Below are 19,651 nucleotides of genomic sequence, written 5' to 3' on the forward strand. Positions count from 1 at the left end.
GAATTTACCCAGAGGTGAATTATTTCGGTAACCTATTTTGTGGATTCTTCGATATCTGTTTTTTCTTTTTTTAAAGTCACAACTCTTTGAGGATATGGAATATCAATATTCGTTTCGTCAAAACGTTTTTTAATACTTTGTAATAAATCGCAATACATCACAAAACCATCGGTTGAATTTTTAGCCCACGCCCACGCTTTTAAGGTTACACTTGAATCTGCCAATGCTACAACTCGTGCCACAACCAAAGGTGTTTTTTGTTTTTTATTTTCTGCTGTGCGGGTATCGATAAAAAGGGGATGTTTGGCAATTTCATCTTTCATGATTTCCAGGGCTTTTTCAAGATCAGATTTATAACCAATTCCAATTTCGATTATTTTGCAACATTTATTATCGTGCATATTGGTGTTCACAATAATCTGATTGCTGATAACTGAATTTGGAATAATGATTCGATTGTTTTCGGCATCTTTCAAAACAACTTGTCGTAAATTGATATCCTCAACCGTACCGATAAAATTGTTGATGGTAATTTTATCATTGATTCTAAAAGGCTTAAAAATGACTAGAAAAATACCACTGACAATATTACTCAAAGCCTGTTGAGAAGCCAAACCAGCAACTAGAGAAATCATTCCGGCACCAGCTAAAAAGGAATGGCCTATGATTTTAAATTCAGGAATTTGGATAAGCGCAAAGGCAAAACCTAAAATATAAATCACAGTTATGATTAAATGTTTTAAAAACTTAAAACCAGTTGCATCATAATCTTTATGACTGAGTTTTTGATACAAAAAATAACGCAATACTTTATCTGTAATCGCACCTAAAACAATAGTTGTAATTGCTATAATGGCAATGAAAATTCCTATTCTAAAGTCTTTTATGTAATCAATCATAATTTTTTGATTTAAGAAAAAAATCCAAAAAACATATTTTAAATACTGTTTTTTGGATTTGATAAAGTTATGAAAAAGGATGTTTGTTTTTATAAACCGACAAAATCATCACTTTTTGGAAAAATACTCAAAGCTTCAATAGCAATTTCCGGAGTTGGAGAAGCTAATTTACGAAGTTTAGTATCCATCCAGGCACCATCAACAGTAATCGTTGCGCAAAGTGTATCATCTTCTCTTCTAAATTCGTGAATAATAGACCAACGCGAAGCATCGGCTTTCATTTTTGATGTTTTGGTATGGATGAATATTTTGTCTGAAAGTTTTAATTCTTTTCTAAAAACACATTCTTCTCTAAATAAAACCGGACCAAAACCCTGCGTTTGCATTACTCTTAAGGTCAAACCAAGTTCTTCAAGAATTTCAATACGATGTTGTGCACCAAAATCGTAATAAGCACTGTGACGAACATGGAAATTAGGGTCAAGATCAGACCAACGAAAAGAAATCTCTTTTATAAATGAAGCCATTTTTTATTGTATTTTAATTTTTATTGAGAGTGCTTTTCAAAGATTTTGCCTTAAAAAGCAGCCCATTTTAGAAAATCGAAATTACGAATAAAAATATAAAAGTGGTTGTAAAAACATAAATATTATGCACGCATATTAAAATTGATTTCCAAAAAATAGAATTATTTAATCAAATTAATATTTTTAATTATAATTGCTTTATCTGCAGGAGAACTAGTAATCTGCAATGCTTTTTCGAAATTTTGTATTGCTTTTTTGTTGTCGATATTGGTATAAAGATTGCCTAATAAGGAGTAATAAAAAGGGTTTTCAATAAGATTTAGTTTTTCAGCTTCAATAATGGCTTCCTGTTTACCATTTGTCTTAGCCAGGGCAAAAGTTCTGTTCAAAGCCGCAATGGGCGAATATTCTAAAATAAGAAGGTGATTATAAAGTTGCAGGATATTTTGCCATTTTTCAGAAGTATCTTCTTTCTGCGTATGCCAATAGGCAATACTTGCTTCAAGATGGTATTTTGAAAGTTTATTTCCCGTTGAAGCCTGAACGAGATAATATTGGCCTTTTTCAATTAATTCCTGATTCCACAGTGTTTCGTCTTGATCCTGATACAAGATTGTTTCACCATTTTCGTTTGTTCTGGCATCAAATCTAGAACTATGAAAACACATTAAGGAAAGTAAAGCGTTTACGGACGGAAGATTGGTTGTTGGATTTTCGATTAGTAAAAAAGTCAATCGCATAGCTTCCGCACAAAGATCTTTTCGGAGAATTGTATTTTGTGAAGTTGAATAATAACCTTCCGAAAACAATAAATACAAGGTTGTTAAAACAATTTCTAAGCGATTATTGATTTCAGAAATGGTAGGTTGTTCAATTTTAATATTGGCTTCTTTGAGCTTTTCTTTTGCCCGATTAATTCTTTTGTAAATGACTTCTTTATTAGTTAAAAAAGCATCTGATATTTCCTGAATTCCAAATCCGCACAATAAATTTAATGCCAATGCAATTTGTGCCTCAGCAGAATTTACCGGATTACAAACGGTAAATATCATGGCCAATTGACTGTCGTTAATGTTTTTGTTAGATAAGTCAATCTCGATTTCTTCTGATTTATTTGCCGTATGTTTTATTTCAACAGAAAGCTTTTGTTCGAAAACAGCATTTCTTTTCAGGTAATTTTTGGTTTTGTTTTTAGCTACTGTATAAAGCCAGGCCGTTGGGTTTTCAGGAATTCCTTTTATGCTCCACATTTCGGTTGCGGCCAGAAAAGTATCGCTTGTAATGTCTTCGGCAATTTCAATATTTTCGATTCCAAACAAATAACAGAGTACCGAAACTATTTTTCGATACTCTGTTCGGAATAAATTGGGTAAAAGCTGACTTTTTTCCATATTTTGATACAATGCTTTTTAAAGAATAAAGCGATTATAATTGTTTTATTGTGCAGAAATAGCCATACGTATTTCAACATTTCCACCCAATCCAAGTATTGGGCATCCGTTTGCAATGGCAACAGCTTCATCATAATCAGCTGCTTTTATGATAATTAATCCACCAATTGCTTCTTTGATCTCAGCATACGGTCCGTTAATTACACTTTTATTGGTTTTGACTACTTTTCCTTCGCCATCCCAGCGTTGTAAAGGTCTGGCTAGTTTATCCTGCGCTGCGATGCCACCCAGCCAGTCTTGCCATAATTTTAATGATTCCTGTAATTCCTGTGGTGAAGGTTGTGTTTCCTTTGTACTAAAATCTCTGCGGAATATTAATAAAAATTCATTCATGATATTGTTTTTTGATGTTATAACTTTTGTTTTGATGTTTTTACACACAGATTTTCCAGATTAATAGTAATTTGGAAATCTGTGTGTAAAATGATTTAATTAACCAAATTGTCCCACTTTGTAAGTTCCAGGCTCATTAGGAAATGCAAGATTAATACGGTTCCAGGTGTTAATGTTTGTGATAGCTAAAGTTAAATCAATTAATTCCTGTTCTGAAAATTCTTTTGCCGCTTCGTTGTAAACTGAATCTGTTACATCACATTTTGTTAATGCTTCTGCCCATGCAAATGCAGCTCTTTCACGGTTGGTGTAATAAGAAGTTTCTCTCCAGGCACTTAATCCGTATAATCTTTGTTCTGTTTCGCCTTTGTCACGTGCATCTTTGTAATGCATATCAAGACAATAAGCACATTGATTGATTTGAGAAACCCTGAAAAAAACCAGTTCTAAAAGTGCTAATTCAACAGGAGATTTTTTCAAATATCCGCCAATTGGATAAAGTGTTTTTAATGCGTTTTGTCCTTTTTCGTGAATGTTAATTCGATTTTCCATTTTGTTTAAATTTTATATTTATAAATGTTGTTATAATGGAATAACAATCGAACTTTCAGAATTGGACAAATTATTTTATTTTTTTTAAAATTATTTTTCTTCCTCTTTAATATTTAGTTTTTTGACAATCCACGGAAGTGAAAGCCCTTGTCCAACAATGGTTAAAAGTACAACCGCTACAGAAATAAATAATATTGCATTTCGTTCCGGAAATGGGGTTCCGTCCGGGAGATGTTTTGGTAAACCTAAAGCAATGGCAAGCGAAACAATACCGCGCATTCCGGACCAACTAATAATAAAACTGTTTTTAGAGTCGAGCAGGGCATGTTCACTAATTTTTCGTTTCTTTTTATCATTCTTTAGAAAAGCCTTTTGGAGATTTATTTTTTGAAAAAACACCCTTACCATTCTGGTCAATAATGCGACAATAGTTATAATAGCAGCATAACTGATATAAGGCAAAATCATGTTATCATCAATGTCTTTTACGATGTATCGAAAATTAAGGCCAATGAGAATGAAAATTAATCCGTTTAGAATAAAAATAATAACGTCCCAAAAATTTTTCGAATTGTTTTTTAAACTCTCGGGAAAGATTTTTTTACTAAAACGTGATATCGACAAACCTAAACAGACCACTGCAATTACTCCCGAAACATGTAAATGTTCTGCGACCAGATAGGTGACAAAAGGCATTAAAAGCATAAAACTTACCGTAACATTTATATTTTTTCGGACTTTGGTAAGAATGAACGCCAGAATTTTAGCCATTACAAAACCAACTAAAAATCCGCCTGCTAATAAAAGCATAAATTGAAATGTTGCTTTCCAGATGATAAAAGCAGAACCCATTGCAGTCGCCACGGCAAAACGATAAGCAACCAATGCTGAAGCGTCATTAATTAAACTTTCGCCTTCGAGTATTGTAATTGTTTTTTCGGGTATTCCGAGGCCTTTTGTTACGTTTACGGCAGCAACAGCATCAGTAGCAGAAAGTATAGCTCCGAGTACAAATGATAATGGCCAGGTCATACCGGGAATCATATAATGCGAAACTACGGCAATCCAAAAAGTTGTTAGAAAAACTAATGGTATTGCCAGTGTACTTATTGTACTAAGATTAGTTTTGAAATGTTTTGGAGAAATATTAAAAGAAGCATCATATAATAAAGGAGGGAGAAATATCAGGAATATAATCTCCGGATTTATTTCTATTTCTGCTATTGTTGGAATAAAACCAATAGCAACTCCAACAATAACCAAAAGAATAGGATAGGGAATTTTTGATTTGTCAGCAAATGCAGAAAGGCCAATTACAATGGTTAGAATAAAAATGATAATAGTATAATTTTCCATTAAATAGATTTAGCGAATTTTTAGGAATAGCTAATTTAATTAAAAAAGATTTTGATTTTAATGAGAATAAATTTTCTTTTGAAAGAGAGTGCCTTAGCCCCGATAGAGGCGGTATCCTTTTTTGAGGCGATTTTTCTTCGCCTTAAAAAAGATATAGCCGAAAGCGGGAAACAGCTCCTTAAAATAATAACAACAGCTCTTAATAATGACATGTAACGTACTGATATGCCACGTCTGTCAGGTTTTAAAAATGTCATGTTGTCAGATGATTTTTAATGTGTCGACATGAAAACTGACAATTTACTTTGGTTTTTTATATTGGCACAGAGATTGACTTATGCCACCTGAGTTATAAAATGTATATCAAAATTAAATATATAAAAAATGGGTAAAATAATCGGAATTGACTTAGGTACGACGAACTCTTGTGTTTCTGTAATGGAAGGTAACGAAGCAGTTGTTATCCCTAACGCAGAAGGAAAAAGAACAACTCCATCTATCATCGCTTTTGTTGAAGGTGGCGAAATTAAAGTGGGTGATCCTGCAAAAAGACAAGCAGTAACGAATCCTACAAAAACGATTGCTTCTATTAAACGTTTTATGGGACACACTTTTGCTGAAACTCAGGAAGAGGCAAAAAGAGTTCCTTACAGTGTTGTAAAAGGTGACAACAATACGCCACGTGTGGATATTGACGGTCGTTTATACACTGCTCAGGAGTTGTCTGCTATGACACTTCAAAAAATGAAAAAAACTGCTGAAGACTATTTAGGTCAAACTGTAACTGAAGCGGTTATTACTGTTCCTGCTTACTTTAACGATGCACAACGTCAAGCTACAAAAGAAGCTGGAGAAATTGCTGGTCTTAAAGTTATGCGTATCATCAACGAGCCAACTGCTGCTGCACTTGCTTACGGATTAGATAAAAAAGGAACTGATCAAAAAATTGCTGTTTACGATTTAGGTGGAGGTACTTTTGATATCTCTGTTCTTGAATTAGGAGACGGTGTATTTGAAGTATTGTCTACAAATGGTGATACTCACTTAGGTGGAGATGATTTTGACCAGGTTATTATTGACTGGTTAGCTGACGAATTCAAATCTGAAGAAGGTATTGATTTACGTTTAGATCCAATGTCATTACAACGTTTGAAAGAAGCTGCAGAGAAAGCTAAGATTGAATTATCATCTTCTGCTGAAACTGAAATCAACTTACCATACGTAACAGCTACTGCTTCTGGACCAAAACACTTAGTAAAAAAATTATCTAGAGCTAAATTTGAGCAATTATCTGATACTTTAGTAAAACGTTCTATGGAGCCAGTTGCTAAAGCATTAAAAGATGCAGGTTTATCTACATCTGATATCGACGAAGTTATTCTTGTAGGAGGTTCTACTCGTATGCCAAGAATCGCTGACGAAGTTGAAAAATTCTTCGGTAAAAAAGCATCTAAAGGTGTTAACCCTGATGAGGTTGTTGCTATTGGAGCTGCTATTCAAGGTGGAGTTTTATCTGGAGATGTAAAAGATGTATTGTTACTTGACGTAACACCTCTTTCTTTAGGTATCGAAACTATGGGTGGTGTATTGACTAAATTAATCGAGTCTAACACAACTATTCCAACTAAAAAATCTCAAGTATTCTCTACTGCTGCTGATTCTCAACCATCTGTTGAAATCCACGTATTACAAGGAGAAAGAGCTATGGCTGCTGATAACAAAACTATCGGTCGTTTCCACTTAGATGGTATTCCACCAGCACCAAGAGGAGTTCCTCAAATTGAGGTTACTTTTGATATTGATGCAAATGGTATCATCAAAGTTTCTGCAACTGATAAAGGAACAGGAAAATCTCATGATATTCGTATCGAAGCTTCTTCTGGATTAACAGCTGAAGAAATCGAAAAAATGAAAAAAGATGCTGAAGCTAACGCTGACGCTGACAAAATAGCTAAAGAAAGAGCTGAGAAATTGAACGAAGCTGATAGTACTATTTTCCAAACTGAAAGTCAATTAAAAGAATTGGGAAGTAAATTAACAGACGATCAAAAAACAGCTATCGAATTTGCTTTAACTGAATTAAGATTTGCTCACCAATCTCAAGATCTTGAAGCAATCCAAAAAGGATTAGACAATGTAAATGCAGCTTGGAAAACAGCTACAGAAGCAATGTACGCTCAAGGTGGAGAACAAGGTCAACAAGCTGCTCCACAACAAGAGCAATCTGGAGACAATGTTGAAGACGTTGAATTCGAAGAAGTAAAATAATTCTTCTTTAACAATAATGAAAAACCGGACTAGAAATAGTCCGGTTTTTTTATATTTAAATTTTCGACATCTTCAAGAAGCTAGTAATGGTAAGCTTTCGCTATTTATATATCTTCACAAAATGACAATTGTCATTTCTCATTCGGATTCTTTTTTGTAATATTACTATATAAATCATTTTGAATGAGAAAGATAAAATACAAAAAAGGACGTAAGCTGCAACATACTAGTTTAGAGTATACTGGTTCTCATAAAGATCTAAAAACAGAAATGCAACTTTTTGTATATAATGACGAAACGGTCATCGAATATGAAAAATTTATGGTTTTGGCACTTAATACCTGTATCGATTATACTAAAAATAACTGGTTAAATATTCACGGATTAAATGATATCGACTTAATTAAAACTATTGGCGCACATTTTAAGTTAGACGATTTTTTATTAGCAGATATTTTAAATACCACGAAAAGGACAAAGTTAGAAGAACAACAAAATGTTTTATTTTTTAATATAAAATCACTTTTGCCATCAGAATCCTCAGATGGTCTTAAAGTAGAGCAATTAAGCTTTATTCTAAAAGACGGAATTCTGATTTCATTTCAGGAAAAACGAAGCGATTTCTTCACTCATATACGCGAACGTTTACGTACTCATGCAGGAATTGTAAGAACGAAAAAAGTAGATTATCTCCTTTATTTATTATTAGATGCGGTAATGGAGAATTTTTATATTACAATTGAAGATGAAGAAGATAATATTGAAGAATTAATTGATTTGACTAAAAAAGGAGCAGATCCTATTATTTTGGAAAAGATCGAAAACCACCGCGATAACTTTAATTTCTTAAAGCGCTCTATTATACCGCTTCGTGATTCGTTATATTATTTGAAAACAATAAAAGATGATGATGCAAACAGTTTAATTCAAAAAGAAACGTTTAATTTCTTCATCAGATTGCACCAAAAAAGTTTAGAGCTTTTAGAACAAATTGATTCGGATATGAGTTCATTAGAAAGTGCTTCTAACTTTTATTTTTCGGAACAAAGCCGAAAAATGAACGAAATTATGAAAACGCTGACCATTATTTCTGCCATTTTTATTCCGCTTACTTTTATTGTTGGAGTATACGGAATGAATTTCGAATATATGCCGGAACTTCAAGAAAGAAATGGGTATTTTATTGTTATGGGAGGCATGTTTTTATTGGTAATAGCCCTGATTATCTATTTCAAAAAAAGACGTTGGTTTTAACGTTTATTAATTATTAGTTTCAAAATTTAAATTATGAGCAAAGCAGTATATATAGCTACCAGTGACCATAATAGCGGAAAATCTATTATTACCTTAGGTTTGATGAGCATTTTAATTGGTAAAACAGCTAAGGTTGGATATTTCAGGCCTATAATAGAAGATTTTGTTGATGGAGAACAGGATAATCATATCGAAACAGTTCTGTCTTATTTTAACCTTGATATTAAGTTTGAAGAAGCTTATGCCATTACCAAAAGCAAATTGATCAAGAAAAAGAATAAAGGAAAAATAGGAGAGGTCCTTGATTTGATTATTGAGAAATATAAAAAACTGGAAGAACGTTTTGATTTTGTTTTAGTTGAAGGGACCAGTTTTACTGGAGAAGGAACTTCAATAGAATTAGATTTGAATGTTTTAATTGCCAAAAATCTCGGAATTCCAACCATGATTATTGGTTCAGGAGTCGGAAAAACTTTAGAAGAATTAGTAGACAGCCTTTATTTAGTTTACGATTCATTTAAAATAAAAGAGGTTGAAGTGTTATCGGTTTTTGCCAACAAAGTCCAGCCTGAAAATATTGAATTAGTTACCAAAGGCCTTCAAAAAAGTTTGCCTGAGAATGTTTTGGTAAATACTATTCCATTGATTTCTAGTTTAAATAACCCGACGATGCAGGAAATTGTCAACGAACTTGATGCAAAAGTAATGTTTGGAGAAAATTATCTAAACAATGAAATTGGACATTTTAGTGTTGGTGCTATGCAGTTGCACAATTATTTAGTTCACTTACATGACAATGCGCTAGTGATTACACCTGGTGACCGTTCTGATATAATTCTTGGAGCTTTGCAGGCCAATGAATCGGCTAATTATCCAACCATTTCCGGAATCATTTTAACGGGAAATATTATTCCGGAAGAAAGCATTTTAAAACTTATTGAAGGACTTTCGGCAATTGTTCCAATTATTGCCGTCGATGGAGGTACTTATAACATAACAAATAAAATAGGTTCAATAAAATCTGAAATTTATGCCAATAACACACATAAAATTGAAACCTCAATTACGACTTTTGAAAAATATGTAGCTATTGAAGCTTTATCTGAAAGAGTAATCACTTTTGTGCCTGAAGGAATGACGCCAAAAATGTTTCAGTACAATATGGTTAAAAGAGCCAAACAACACCGTAAACATATTGTTTTACCAGAAGGAAATGACGATAGAATCATTACCGCTGCGTCAAGATTATTAGATATGGATGTGGTTGACATTTCAATTATTGGTGATAAAAAACAAATTGAAAGTAAAGTTGCCGAACTCGGAATTACTTTTGATTTTTCAAAAATAAAAATCATTAATCCAGCTGAGTCTGAGTTTTATGAAGATTATGCCAATACCTATTATGAGCTTCGAAAAGCCAAGAATGTAAGCATTACAATGGCAAGAGATTTAATGGAAGATGTTTCCTATTTTGGTACTATGATGGTTTATAAAGGCCACGCTGACGGAATGGTTTCAGGAGCTGCGCATACAACGCAACATACTATTTTACCGGCATTACAATTCATAAAAACAAAACCAAATTCATCTGTAGTTTCCTCTGTATTTTTTATGTGTTTAGAAGACAGGGTTTCCGTTTTTGGAGATTGCGCCATTAATCCAAATCCAACAGCAGAGCAATTGGCCGAAATTGCTATTTCATCAGCAGATTCAAGTTCGGCTTTCGGAATTGAACCTAAAATTGCTATGCTTTCGTATTCTTCCGGTACTTCAGGAAAAGGTGATGAGGTAGAGAAAGTGAGAACGGCAACAGAAATAGTAAAACAAAAACGCCCGGATTTAAAAATCGAAGGACCAATTCAATATGACGCAGCAGTGGATCGCGCCGTAGGAAAAAGTAAAATGCCGGACTCTGAAGTAGCAGGACAGGCGAGTGTATTAATTTTCCCCGATCTAAATACAGGAAACAATACTTATAAGGCTGTTCAGAGAGAAACCGGAGCGCTAGCAATTGGACCAATGTTGCAAGGTTTAAATAAACCAGTAAACGATTTAAGCCGTGGTTGTACCGTAGACGATATTATAAATACGGTTGTAATTACAGCGATTCAGGCACAGGGACTTTAATAATTGTGAATTATAAATTATGCTTTGTAATGTAAAAGCAAATTTAAAAATAGAAACAAAAAAATTTTTGAGTATTTTTAGAAAACTCAGCACCTTAGAAACTTAGCATCTTAAAAAAAATGAAAATATTAATTATAAATTCAGGAAGCTCATCAATAAAATATCAATTAATGGTTATGCCAACAAACGAAGTAATTTGTTCTGGTATGATTGATAGAATTGGTTTGGAAACTTCAAATATCACGTTTAAAACTTCATCTAATGTTATAGAAGAAATACTTCCAATTCCTACTCATAAGATTGGTTTGCAAAAAGTAGCTGAAATGCTTTTGGAACCAGAAAAAGGAGTTATTAAATCAACTTCAGAAATTGCTGCTGTAGGGCATCGCGTGGTGCACGGTGGTAGTTATTTTTCAGATACGACTATTATCAATAATGAAGTTAAAGAAAAAATAAAAGAACTTTCTGAATTAGCTCCATTGCATAATCCGGCACATTTAGTTGGGATAAACGTAGCGGAAGAAATTTTTGCAGAAGCGAAACAAGTTGCTGTTTTTGATACTGCTTTTCATCAGTCGATTCCTGTTGAAGCCTACAAATATGCAATTCCAAATTATCTTTTAACAGAAAATAAAGTACGTGTTTATGGCTTTCATGGAACAAGCCATAAATATGTTTCTGAAAAAGCGATTGCGTTTTTAGAAAACAATTCTAAAATAATTACAATCCACTTAGGAAACGGCTGTAGCATGGCAGCTATTAAAGACGGGAAATGTATTGATACAACAATGGGGTTTTCGCCATCTAACGGTTTAATTATGGGAACACGTTCTGGCGATATTGATCAGTCAGTTGTTTTTTATATGATTAAAAATCTTGGTTATGCACCAGATCAGGTAAATTCAATTTTGTTAAAACAAAGCGGTATGCTAGGACTCACAGGTTACAGCGATTTACGTGATATTGAAGCCGAAGCTGAAAAAGGAAACAAAGAATGTCAGTTGGCTTTATTAATGAATGCCTATCGTATCAAAAAGTTTATTGGTTCTTATACAGCTGCTTTAAATGGTTTGGATGCTATTGTTTTTACAGCTGGAATTGGAGAAAATTCTTCTCACATGCGTAAACTAGTTTGTACGGACATGGATTATTTCGGAATAGAATTAGATGAAGAAAAGAATCAAATACGTTCTAAATCTATTAGAGAGATTAATAAAGTAAATTCAAAAGCTAAAGTTTTGGTAGTGCCAACAGATGAAGAATATGAAATTGCAAATCAGGTTTATCAGTTACTTCAAAATTAATTTAAATTAGGATTTATATAAAAATGCTCCTCAATTGAGGAGCATTTTTACTTATTAAATATTTGTCAGTATCTTTGAATATAAATCCGATATATTTTGAAATCGATACTTCTAAAATCACTTTTCTTCTTTTTCATCGCTTCTCAAATTCAAGCTCAAGAATTACTTCCTTTCGTTGAAAATTATAATAAATCAAATTATCAGGGTGACAACCAAATCTGGAATGTTGTTCAGGGAAAAGATAATGCGATGTACTTTGCTAATAACCATTATTTATTACGATATGATGGCGTAAAATGGGAAAAATATTCATTACCCAATAAAACAATTATTCGTTCGATTTTGATTGAAGGAGATCGAATTTATTCAGGTTCTTATAAAGAATTTGGTTACTGGTATAGAAAAGATGGTAAAATGCATTATGTTTCGATTACCAAAAACCTGCGTTTGTTTGATGAAAAAGACAATGAAGAAATCTGGAAAATTTTCAGGTTTAATGAATCTTTATATTTTCAGTCGTTCAATGATGTTTTTATTTATAACGGAAAACATATTCAGAAAATTAAATTTCCGTTTTTAATCTCCTATTGCTTTGTTGTTGATCAAAATCTTTATGTTGCCTCTGTAGCGAAAGGTACTTTTAAAATGAACGGATCAAGAATTGCAAATTCAAAGGGTTGGAATGTTCTTAAGAACTGTGTTGTTCATGCTATCGAAAAACATCAAAATAAGACTTATATTTTTACACAGAAAAAAGGAATTTTTACAGTGGAAAAAGAAGGTTTAAGATCTTGGAATAATCCATTAAATGAAATTTTAAAAACCTCTACAATTAATGTAGGTAAGTTTACTAAAAACAATAAACTTATTGTAGGTACTGGAAACAGAGGCGTTTTTGTTTATGATTTCAATTCTGACACCTATAAAAATATTGACAGAAAAAATGTCTTAATGAATAACTCGATTTTGAGTATTGGTTTTGACAAAGAAAATGATTTATGGCTTGGTTTAGATAATGGAATTGCTCATGTTGAAATTAATTCTCCTATTTCAATCTTTTATGATAATTCGGGTATTTTAGGTTCAGTTTATTCGGTTGCTACAACTAACAAAGGTTATTTAATAGCAACAAATCACGGTGTTTTTGAATTTGATTCGGGTAAATTCAAAATGATGCCCAATACACAGGGGCAGGCATGGAATATTACAGAAATTAATAACAAATATATTATTGGTCATAACGACGGTACGTTTTCTTATGAGAATGGATCGCTTTTAAAAATAAATAATATAAGTGGTGGTTGGAATTTATCTAAAAGCAGTATCAACAATACTTATTTTCAGTCTACTTACAGTGGTGTTATTGTTTATGATAATCTTTCAGATTTAACTCAAAAGAAAGTGATTAATGATCTTTCTAAACCTATAAAATATGTAGCACAAAACAAGAAGAATGAAATTTGGGCGGCCGATAATTATCGTGGTTTGTATCGTGTTTTATATGATGATAATTTTAAAACTAAAAAAGTTGAAAATATCACGCAGCAAAGCAAGATTAAAAACGATTTTGGGGTTAAGATATTTGAGTTTAGAAATGAAATTTTATTTCTTATCAATAATTCGTGGTATACTTATAATTCAATAACCAATAAACTCGAAGAAAACGAATTGTTTAATCAGAACTTCAAGAATGTTTCTGATATAATAAGCATTGATGAAGATCATTTTATGGTATTACAAGATGGAATTTTATATCATATCAAAGCTAATGGAAATAAATTTGCATGGAATATTATTCAGGCAAAATATTATAAAGGAAAACTAATCAACGATAATTTAAGAATATTTAAGCATGCTAATCACTATTTGCTAAATCTCGATGATGGCTTTATTTCGCTACAATTGAAATATGAAAACAAGCAAAATTCAACTGTTAATATTGAATCTTTTAACGAAGAAAATTTAATACCAAACGATTCAAAAATTAAATATAATACTGAATTGCAAATAAATGTTATCTCTGGAATTTATGGAGCCAGTAAACCTAATTTATTTTATAAACTTGATAGTGAAAAAGAATTTATTCCAGTTTCAAATGGATTAATTGTTTTAAATAATTTAAGCAGTGGAAGTCATTCTGTAAATGTTTATAAACATGATGGTGCGAACTATGATAATGTCGCAGGTTTTGATTTTAATGTCGCAAAGCCTTGGTATTTTTCATTTTGGATGATTTTATTGTACTTCGTAATAATAGGAGCAGTACTGTTTTTCTATTACAAATGGAATAAGCTTCGATATATGCAAAAACTAAGATTGCAGGCAGAAGAATTAAAACATCAGCGGGAAATTCTCGAAATGGAATTAAAAGCTGAGAACGAGTTGAATATGCAGGAATACCAGAAACATATTTTAGAACTTGAATTGCAAACTAAATCATCTGAAGTTGCAGGGAAATCATTATCTATTGCTAAACAAAGTGAAATGATTGAAAATATTCAGAACATTCTGGATTCTGAAAAAGACTTTAACAAGCTTAAAAGCGAAATCAAAAAAGCAATTAAGATTAATGAAGTTAATAAACACGAGTGGGAGATTTTTGAAACTAATTTGAATCAGATTCATAATGAGTTCATAATTAATCTTTCAAAGAAATATCCAAACCTTACTCCAAAAGATATAAAACTCTGCGTTTACCTGAAAATGAACCTTTCTTCAAAAGAAATAGCGCCTATGATGAATATATCATTTAGAGGTGTAGAATTGCACAGATATCGCTTAAGAAAGAAATTAAATCTCTCACAAGAAGAAAACCTGTCTAAGTTTTTATTAAGTGTGTAAGATTTGTATTTGAATTTTAAAGATTTTATATTTTTCTACCTCTTTTTTTATATAATTCTAATACATCATTACTACATCATAACGTTGTGTTAAAGGAATTTATTTAACTTTTATGTTATTGATTTTCAGTAGTATAAAATTATATTTTAACATAATGATGTAGCTGTGTAGTAGTGCTGTTTGATGTACTACAACGTTGTAATTGTTTAATTTGGCTCTACTAACTTAAACGATTACGAACTGTATGAAAAATTTTATTTTTAGCTTTTTAGCACTCTTATTGCTGCCAGCTTACATGTCTGGGCAGGCAATTAAAGGAAAAGTAGTAGACAGTAGTGGAATGGGAGTTCCGGGCGCAGTAATTAGTGCCGTAAATTCCAGAGCAACCGCTGATGCTGATTTCGATGGAAATTTTACAATCAATGCCAAAGAAGGCGAAACTATAAAAGTTTCGATGCTGGGTTTTGAAGCTGTTTCCGTGCCAGCTACTGCGGCTCCGATGACAATAACCTTAAAAGAATCAGGTGATACTGCATTAAAAGAAGTAGTGGTTATCGGATATGGTACAAGAAAGAAAATTGATAATACTTCAGCTGTAAGTTCAATTAAATCTGAAGAAATCACAAAGATGAAAGTGTTAAATGCTTCTCAAGCTATACAAGGTAAAGCTGCGGGAGTCCAGGTATCTACTTCAGATGCGCCAGGAAGTACACCTTCAGTGGTGATCAGGGGAGCCGGTACTGCATTAGGAGGAAGAAATCCTTTATATGTTGTAGACGGTATGCCAACTGAGAATATCAATAACATAAATACTAATGATATTACATCTTACGAGATTTTAAAAGATGCTTCTTCATTAGCTATTTACGGAACCAGAGGTGCAAATGGTGTAATTATGATTACAACCAAAAGCGGGAAAGGAAAACTTACTGTAGATGTTGAAAGTTTTGCAGGTGTGAGAACTCCTTTGAAAAAAGTAAAAATGGCAAATAGTGACGAGTATGTTCGCTATAGCAACGCTGCTTTCAGCAATGCTTTTCCACAAGGAAGGTTTTCTGCTAATCAGCCTTATAACACTGACTGGCTTGATGAGATCACAAGAACAGGATCTTATACTCAAAACAATATTGCGATTTCGGGATCTTCAGAAAATGTAAAATACTTTTTTAGTGTTGGAAATTATGAAGAAAAAGGAATTCTGAACGGATCTGATTATGGAAGAACTACTATCAGAAACAACAACGAGTTTAAGCTTTCTGAAAAAGTTAGAATAAGCCAAAATTTTAGTGTAAGTACTATAAAGAATACACCAATGCCTTTGAGTGCATTCACTAATGCTTACAGACAATCTCCACTAGTTCCTGTACGTTATGCTGATGGAAAATATGGTGTACCATTTGTTTCAAATGGAGTTGTGGCCGAAACAGGAGCATCTTTTAATAATGTTGGTAATCCTGTAGCTCAGTTAGATTATACAAATGAGCAGCAAGAAAGTGTTATTTTGCAAGGAGGTTTAAAATTAGATTGGGATATTATTAAATCTTTAAAGTTTACCTCACAGTTTAACGGAGAATATTTTACTTACAATCAGTATAATTATGTTGATAATCGTGGACTTTGGTTATCAGCAGACCCTACTCGTGTAGAATCAAAGTACCCTGCAGATTTGAATGTAAATACTTTGACAAGAGGTAGAGACGAATATTTCAATTGGAATTTATCTAACTATTTAACTTATAATAAAGTTTTTGCAGAAATTCATGATGTTGAAGTTACAGCAGGTATTGAGGCTAATGTACAAGGTACCAGAGAGAAATTAACTATCGATAGAAAAAATGTCAATCCAAATTCTAGCTATTGGTCTTTAAAAGATATTAATGTTGCAAGTGGAGTTACAGGTTATAAAGATGAGGCTTTGAATCAAAGAAGATTAGCCTCTTATTTTGCACGTTTTCAATACAAATTATTAGATAGATATTTGGTTACGGGTACTGTAAGACGCGACGGATCATCACAATTTGCTGAAGACAAACGTTGGGGGACATTTCCATCTGTTGGTTTAGGATGGATTATATCTAAAGAAAGTTTTTTAAGTAATGTAGAGCCAATTAATTTATTAAAGATTAGAGGATCATGGGGTAGATTAGGAAATCAAAATGTACCACTTAATACTCAGGTATTTACTTCTGGCTTAGATTATCCGAGTCTTGGTTCAGGTACAACAATTAATTCTCAGGTAGATCCTAATTTATCTTGGGAAATTGTTGAGGAGCTTTCAGGAGGTTTTGATTTTGAAGTATTGAACAACAGATTAAAAGGATCTTTTGATTTGTATGACAAAAAGACAACCAATACAATTTTGAATGTTAAACCATATTCATCTTCAGGAATTACATTACAAACACCTGCCCATGTTGGGGAAGTATCTAATAAAGGATATGAAATTGCATTGCGTTGGGATGATAAAATAAATGATAATTTAAGTTATTGGGTTGGAGGAAACTTTTCTCATAATAAAAATGAACTTACCAGCCTTAAAAATGTTCAGTTAAATCCAGTTATTGGAGGAAGTTTAGGAAATGGTCAAAACACCAAAATTCTGGACAATACTTCAATAGGGCAGCCTTTAGGTAGTTTTTATATGTATGAATACGCAGGTGTTGACCCGGCAAATGGACAAATGTTGTATTATAAAGCAGACGGTTCTAAAGTTGCTCAATCAGGGTTAGATGAACTTAATGACAAAAAATACGTAGGCTCTCTTTTACCAACTTCTAATTATGGAGTTTCTTTAGGATTGAATTACAAAAACATTGATTTTTCTGTTGATGGTTACGGAACAGGAGGAGCAAAAGTGTACAATGGTAAAAAAGCACAACGCTTTGGAGGTGAAAACATAGAAGCTTCAGCTGCTCGTGATTTCTGGACACCAACTAATACAACAGCTTCGAATCCTGCACCTTCTAATTTAACTCCTTTCGCTTCAACTTATTATTTGGAGTCTGCAGATTTCTTTAGAATCAATAACATTACTTTAGGATATAAACTTCCTCTTAAAGACGATCAGTTTATTAGCTTTTGCCGAATTTATGTAAACGCAATTAATCCGTTTATTTCTCAAAAATTCTCAGGATTCTCACCAGATGTTACAAGTGATGGTAAACTTGTTGAAGGCACTCAGGGGGTTGAGTTAGATGCTTACCCGGCATTGAGGTCATTTGTTATAGGCGCTAATTTAAAATTTTAATATTATGAAAAGATTATATATATCAATATTTGTGCTTTCTGGATTATTTCTTTCCGGTTGTTCAGATGATTTCTTAAATGTAAACCCTACAGAATCCATTCCCGCTGATGTAGAGTTGGTAAATAATGACGAAGGAGCTAACGGTTTTGTAACAGCAATTTACAATCAGTTTTTAGGTTGGGATATGTCTTCTTTCGGTTGGAATGCAGTTTCAAGTATTATTTCAGACGATGCTGATAAAGGTTCAGATCCAGGAGATGCGGGTGGTGATAAAGATCTTATTGATGCCTTAACTTATAATGCTTCAACTCCATCATTTCAATCTACGTGGAATGCTAATTATGCAGGAATAAATCGTTGTAATCAGGCTTTGGATATTTTCCCTAAGTTGGATAAGGTAACACCTGCCTTAAAAGTAAGATTAGAAGGTGAGGCTAAATTTTTAAGAGCCTTTATGTATTTTACATTGGTAAAAGGATACGGCGGAGTTCCTATTGTAGATCATGTGCCTCTTCCGGTTTCAGAAGAAGACAGAATCATGCAGTTAACTCGTAAAACACCAGCAGAAGTTTACGCCTTTATAGAAAAAGATTTAAACGATGCTATAGCAAATTTACCTGACAGATCAACTTATGGGGCAAAAGATAAAACACGTGTTTCTAAAGGTTCTGCTTATGCTTTGTTAGCAAAAGTAAATCTATATCAGAAAAAATGGCAAAATGTTATTGACAATTGTGATAAAGTAACAGGATACAGTTTAGTAGCAGATTATGCTGCACAATTTAAAAAAGAAGGAGAATTTGGACCGGAATCTATTTTTGAGATTGATGGAATTGGAGGAACTTCAAGCCCTGGATTTGGAATAGGAAATTATTCAGTTTCTCAAGCGCCACGTGGTGCCGGAGGATGGGGATGGGGTTTCAATACACCAACTGAAGGTTTAGCTAATGCTTATGAAGCAGGCGATGTAAGAAGAGCTGCAACCATTATTTTCAGTGGTTCAGTTTTATACGATGGTAGAGAAATACCATCAACTGTAGCGAATCCAAGATACAATTATAAAGCTTATTCATCATCTTTTTATAATCAGGAATTTACGGATACAAATCTTAGATATTTAAGATATGCAGAAGTTTTATTAATGAAAGCGGAAGCTTTGAATGAATTAGGGCAAACGTCAGCTGCTATTCCTTTAGTAAATCAAATTCGTAAAAGAGCAAATTTAGGTAATACTCCTTTTACTTCTCAAGCTGATATTAGAAAAGCAATCTGGAAAGAAAGAAGATTAGAACTAGCTTTTGAGCATGACAGATGGTTTGACCTTGTTAGAACTGGACAAGCTGCAGCAGCTATGGCAGCAGATGGAAAAACTTTTGTCGTTGGAAAACATGAATTATGGCCTATTCCAACTTCATTTTTAAGAGAAGCGGGAACACTTTCCCAACAAAACCCTGGAGGTTATTAATTTAAAACTTCAAAATCACTCTCTTCT

13 protein-coding genes are annotated in these 19,651 nt (G+C 32.9%); 7 read left to right on the forward strand and 6 right to left on the reverse strand.

What is annotated here, in order from left to right; all coding sequences use genetic code 11:
• Window positions 1-32 precede the first annotated feature (32 nt).
• The 6 genes from AC1RRN_RS02360 to AC1RRN_RS02385 form a co-directional block, all read right to left on the reverse strand.
• Window positions 33-899, reverse strand: a complete 867-nt coding sequence (locus AC1RRN_RS02360) for a mechanosensitive ion channel family protein (protein WP_492965757.1) — start codon at window positions 897-899, stop codon at window positions 33-35.
• 89 nt (window positions 900-988) lie between these two features.
• The gene (locus tag AC1RRN_RS02365; protein ID WP_026982233.1) at window positions 989-1,426 is read right to left on the reverse strand and encodes an acyl-CoA thioesterase; all 438 of its coding nucleotides are present in this window, start codon (window positions 1,424-1,426) and stop codon (window positions 989-991) included.
• Window positions 1,427-1,587: 161 nt separating this feature from the next.
• The gene (locus tag AC1RRN_RS02370) at window positions 1,588-2,817 is read right to left on the reverse strand and encodes an RNA polymerase sigma factor (RefSeq protein ID WP_492965758.1); all 1,230 of its coding nucleotides are present in this window, start codon (window positions 2,815-2,817) and stop codon (window positions 1,588-1,590) included.
• A 45-nt stretch (window positions 2,818-2,862) separates the two neighbouring features.
• On the reverse strand, window positions 2,863-3,210 hold the full coding sequence (locus tag AC1RRN_RS02375; protein ID WP_492965759.1) for a YciI family protein: 348 nt from the start codon (window positions 3,208-3,210) through the stop codon (window positions 2,863-2,865).
• Between the two features lie 99 nt (window positions 3,211-3,309).
• A complete protein-coding gene (locus tag AC1RRN_RS02380) occupies window positions 3,310-3,762 on the reverse strand; it encodes a carboxymuconolactone decarboxylase family protein (RefSeq protein ID WP_492965760.1) in 453 nt (150 codons plus the stop codon).
• Window positions 3,763-3,852: 90 nt separating this feature from the next.
• Window positions 3,853-5,118, reverse strand: a complete 1,266-nt coding sequence (locus tag AC1RRN_RS02385; RefSeq protein ID WP_492965761.1) for a Na+/H+ antiporter — start codon at window positions 5,116-5,118, stop codon at window positions 3,853-3,855.
• A gap of 384 nt (window positions 5,119-5,502) precedes the next feature.
• Between AC1RRN_RS02385 and dnaK the strand changes: the two genes are divergently transcribed.
• From dnaK to AC1RRN_RS02420, 7 genes are all read left to right on the forward strand, one after another.
• Window positions 5,503-7,386: a molecular chaperone DnaK gene (gene dnaK / locus AC1RRN_RS02390; RefSeq protein ID WP_116751113.1), complete on the forward strand. Its 1,884-nt coding sequence runs from the start codon at window positions 5,503-5,505 to the stop codon at window positions 7,384-7,386.
• A gap of 183 nt (window positions 7,387-7,569) precedes the next feature.
• Window positions 7,570-8,640, forward strand: coding sequence for a magnesium/cobalt transporter CorA (corA, locus tag AC1RRN_RS02395; protein ID WP_492965762.1), 1,071 nt, complete (start codon window positions 7,570-7,572; stop codon window positions 8,638-8,640).
• Window positions 8,641-8,673: 33 nt separating this feature from the next.
• A complete protein-coding gene (pta, locus tag AC1RRN_RS02400) occupies window positions 8,674-10,767 on the forward strand; it encodes a phosphate acetyltransferase (protein ID WP_492965763.1) in 2,094 nt (697 codons plus the stop codon).
• A gap of 119 nt (window positions 10,768-10,886) precedes the next feature.
• Window positions 10,887-12,071, forward strand: a complete 1,185-nt coding sequence (locus AC1RRN_RS02405) for an acetate/propionate family kinase (protein ID WP_492965764.1) — start codon at window positions 10,887-10,889, stop codon at window positions 12,069-12,071.
• Window positions 12,072-12,167: 96 nt separating this feature from the next.
• Window positions 12,168-14,912 carry a helix-turn-helix and ligand-binding sensor domain-containing protein gene (locus AC1RRN_RS02410; protein ID WP_492965765.1) on the forward strand — a complete coding sequence of 915 codons (2,745 nt, stop codon included), beginning with the start codon at window positions 12,168-12,170 and terminating at the stop codon, window positions 14,910-14,912.
• Between the two features lie 244 nt (window positions 14,913-15,156).
• Window positions 15,157-18,159 (forward strand): SusC/RagA family TonB-linked outer membrane protein, encoded by a 3,003-nt coding sequence (locus AC1RRN_RS02415; protein WP_492965766.1) that lies wholly within the window; start codon window positions 15,157-15,159, stop codon window positions 18,157-18,159.
• Window positions 18,160-18,163: 4 nt separating this feature from the next.
• A complete protein-coding gene (locus tag AC1RRN_RS02420) occupies window positions 18,164-19,624 on the forward strand; it encodes a RagB/SusD family nutrient uptake outer membrane protein (protein WP_492965767.1) in 1,461 nt (486 codons plus the stop codon).
• The last annotated feature ends 27 nt before the right edge of the window (window positions 19,625-19,651 follow it).

It is taken from the genome of Flavobacterium sp. GW821-FHT11G01 (genome assembly GCF_058808175.1).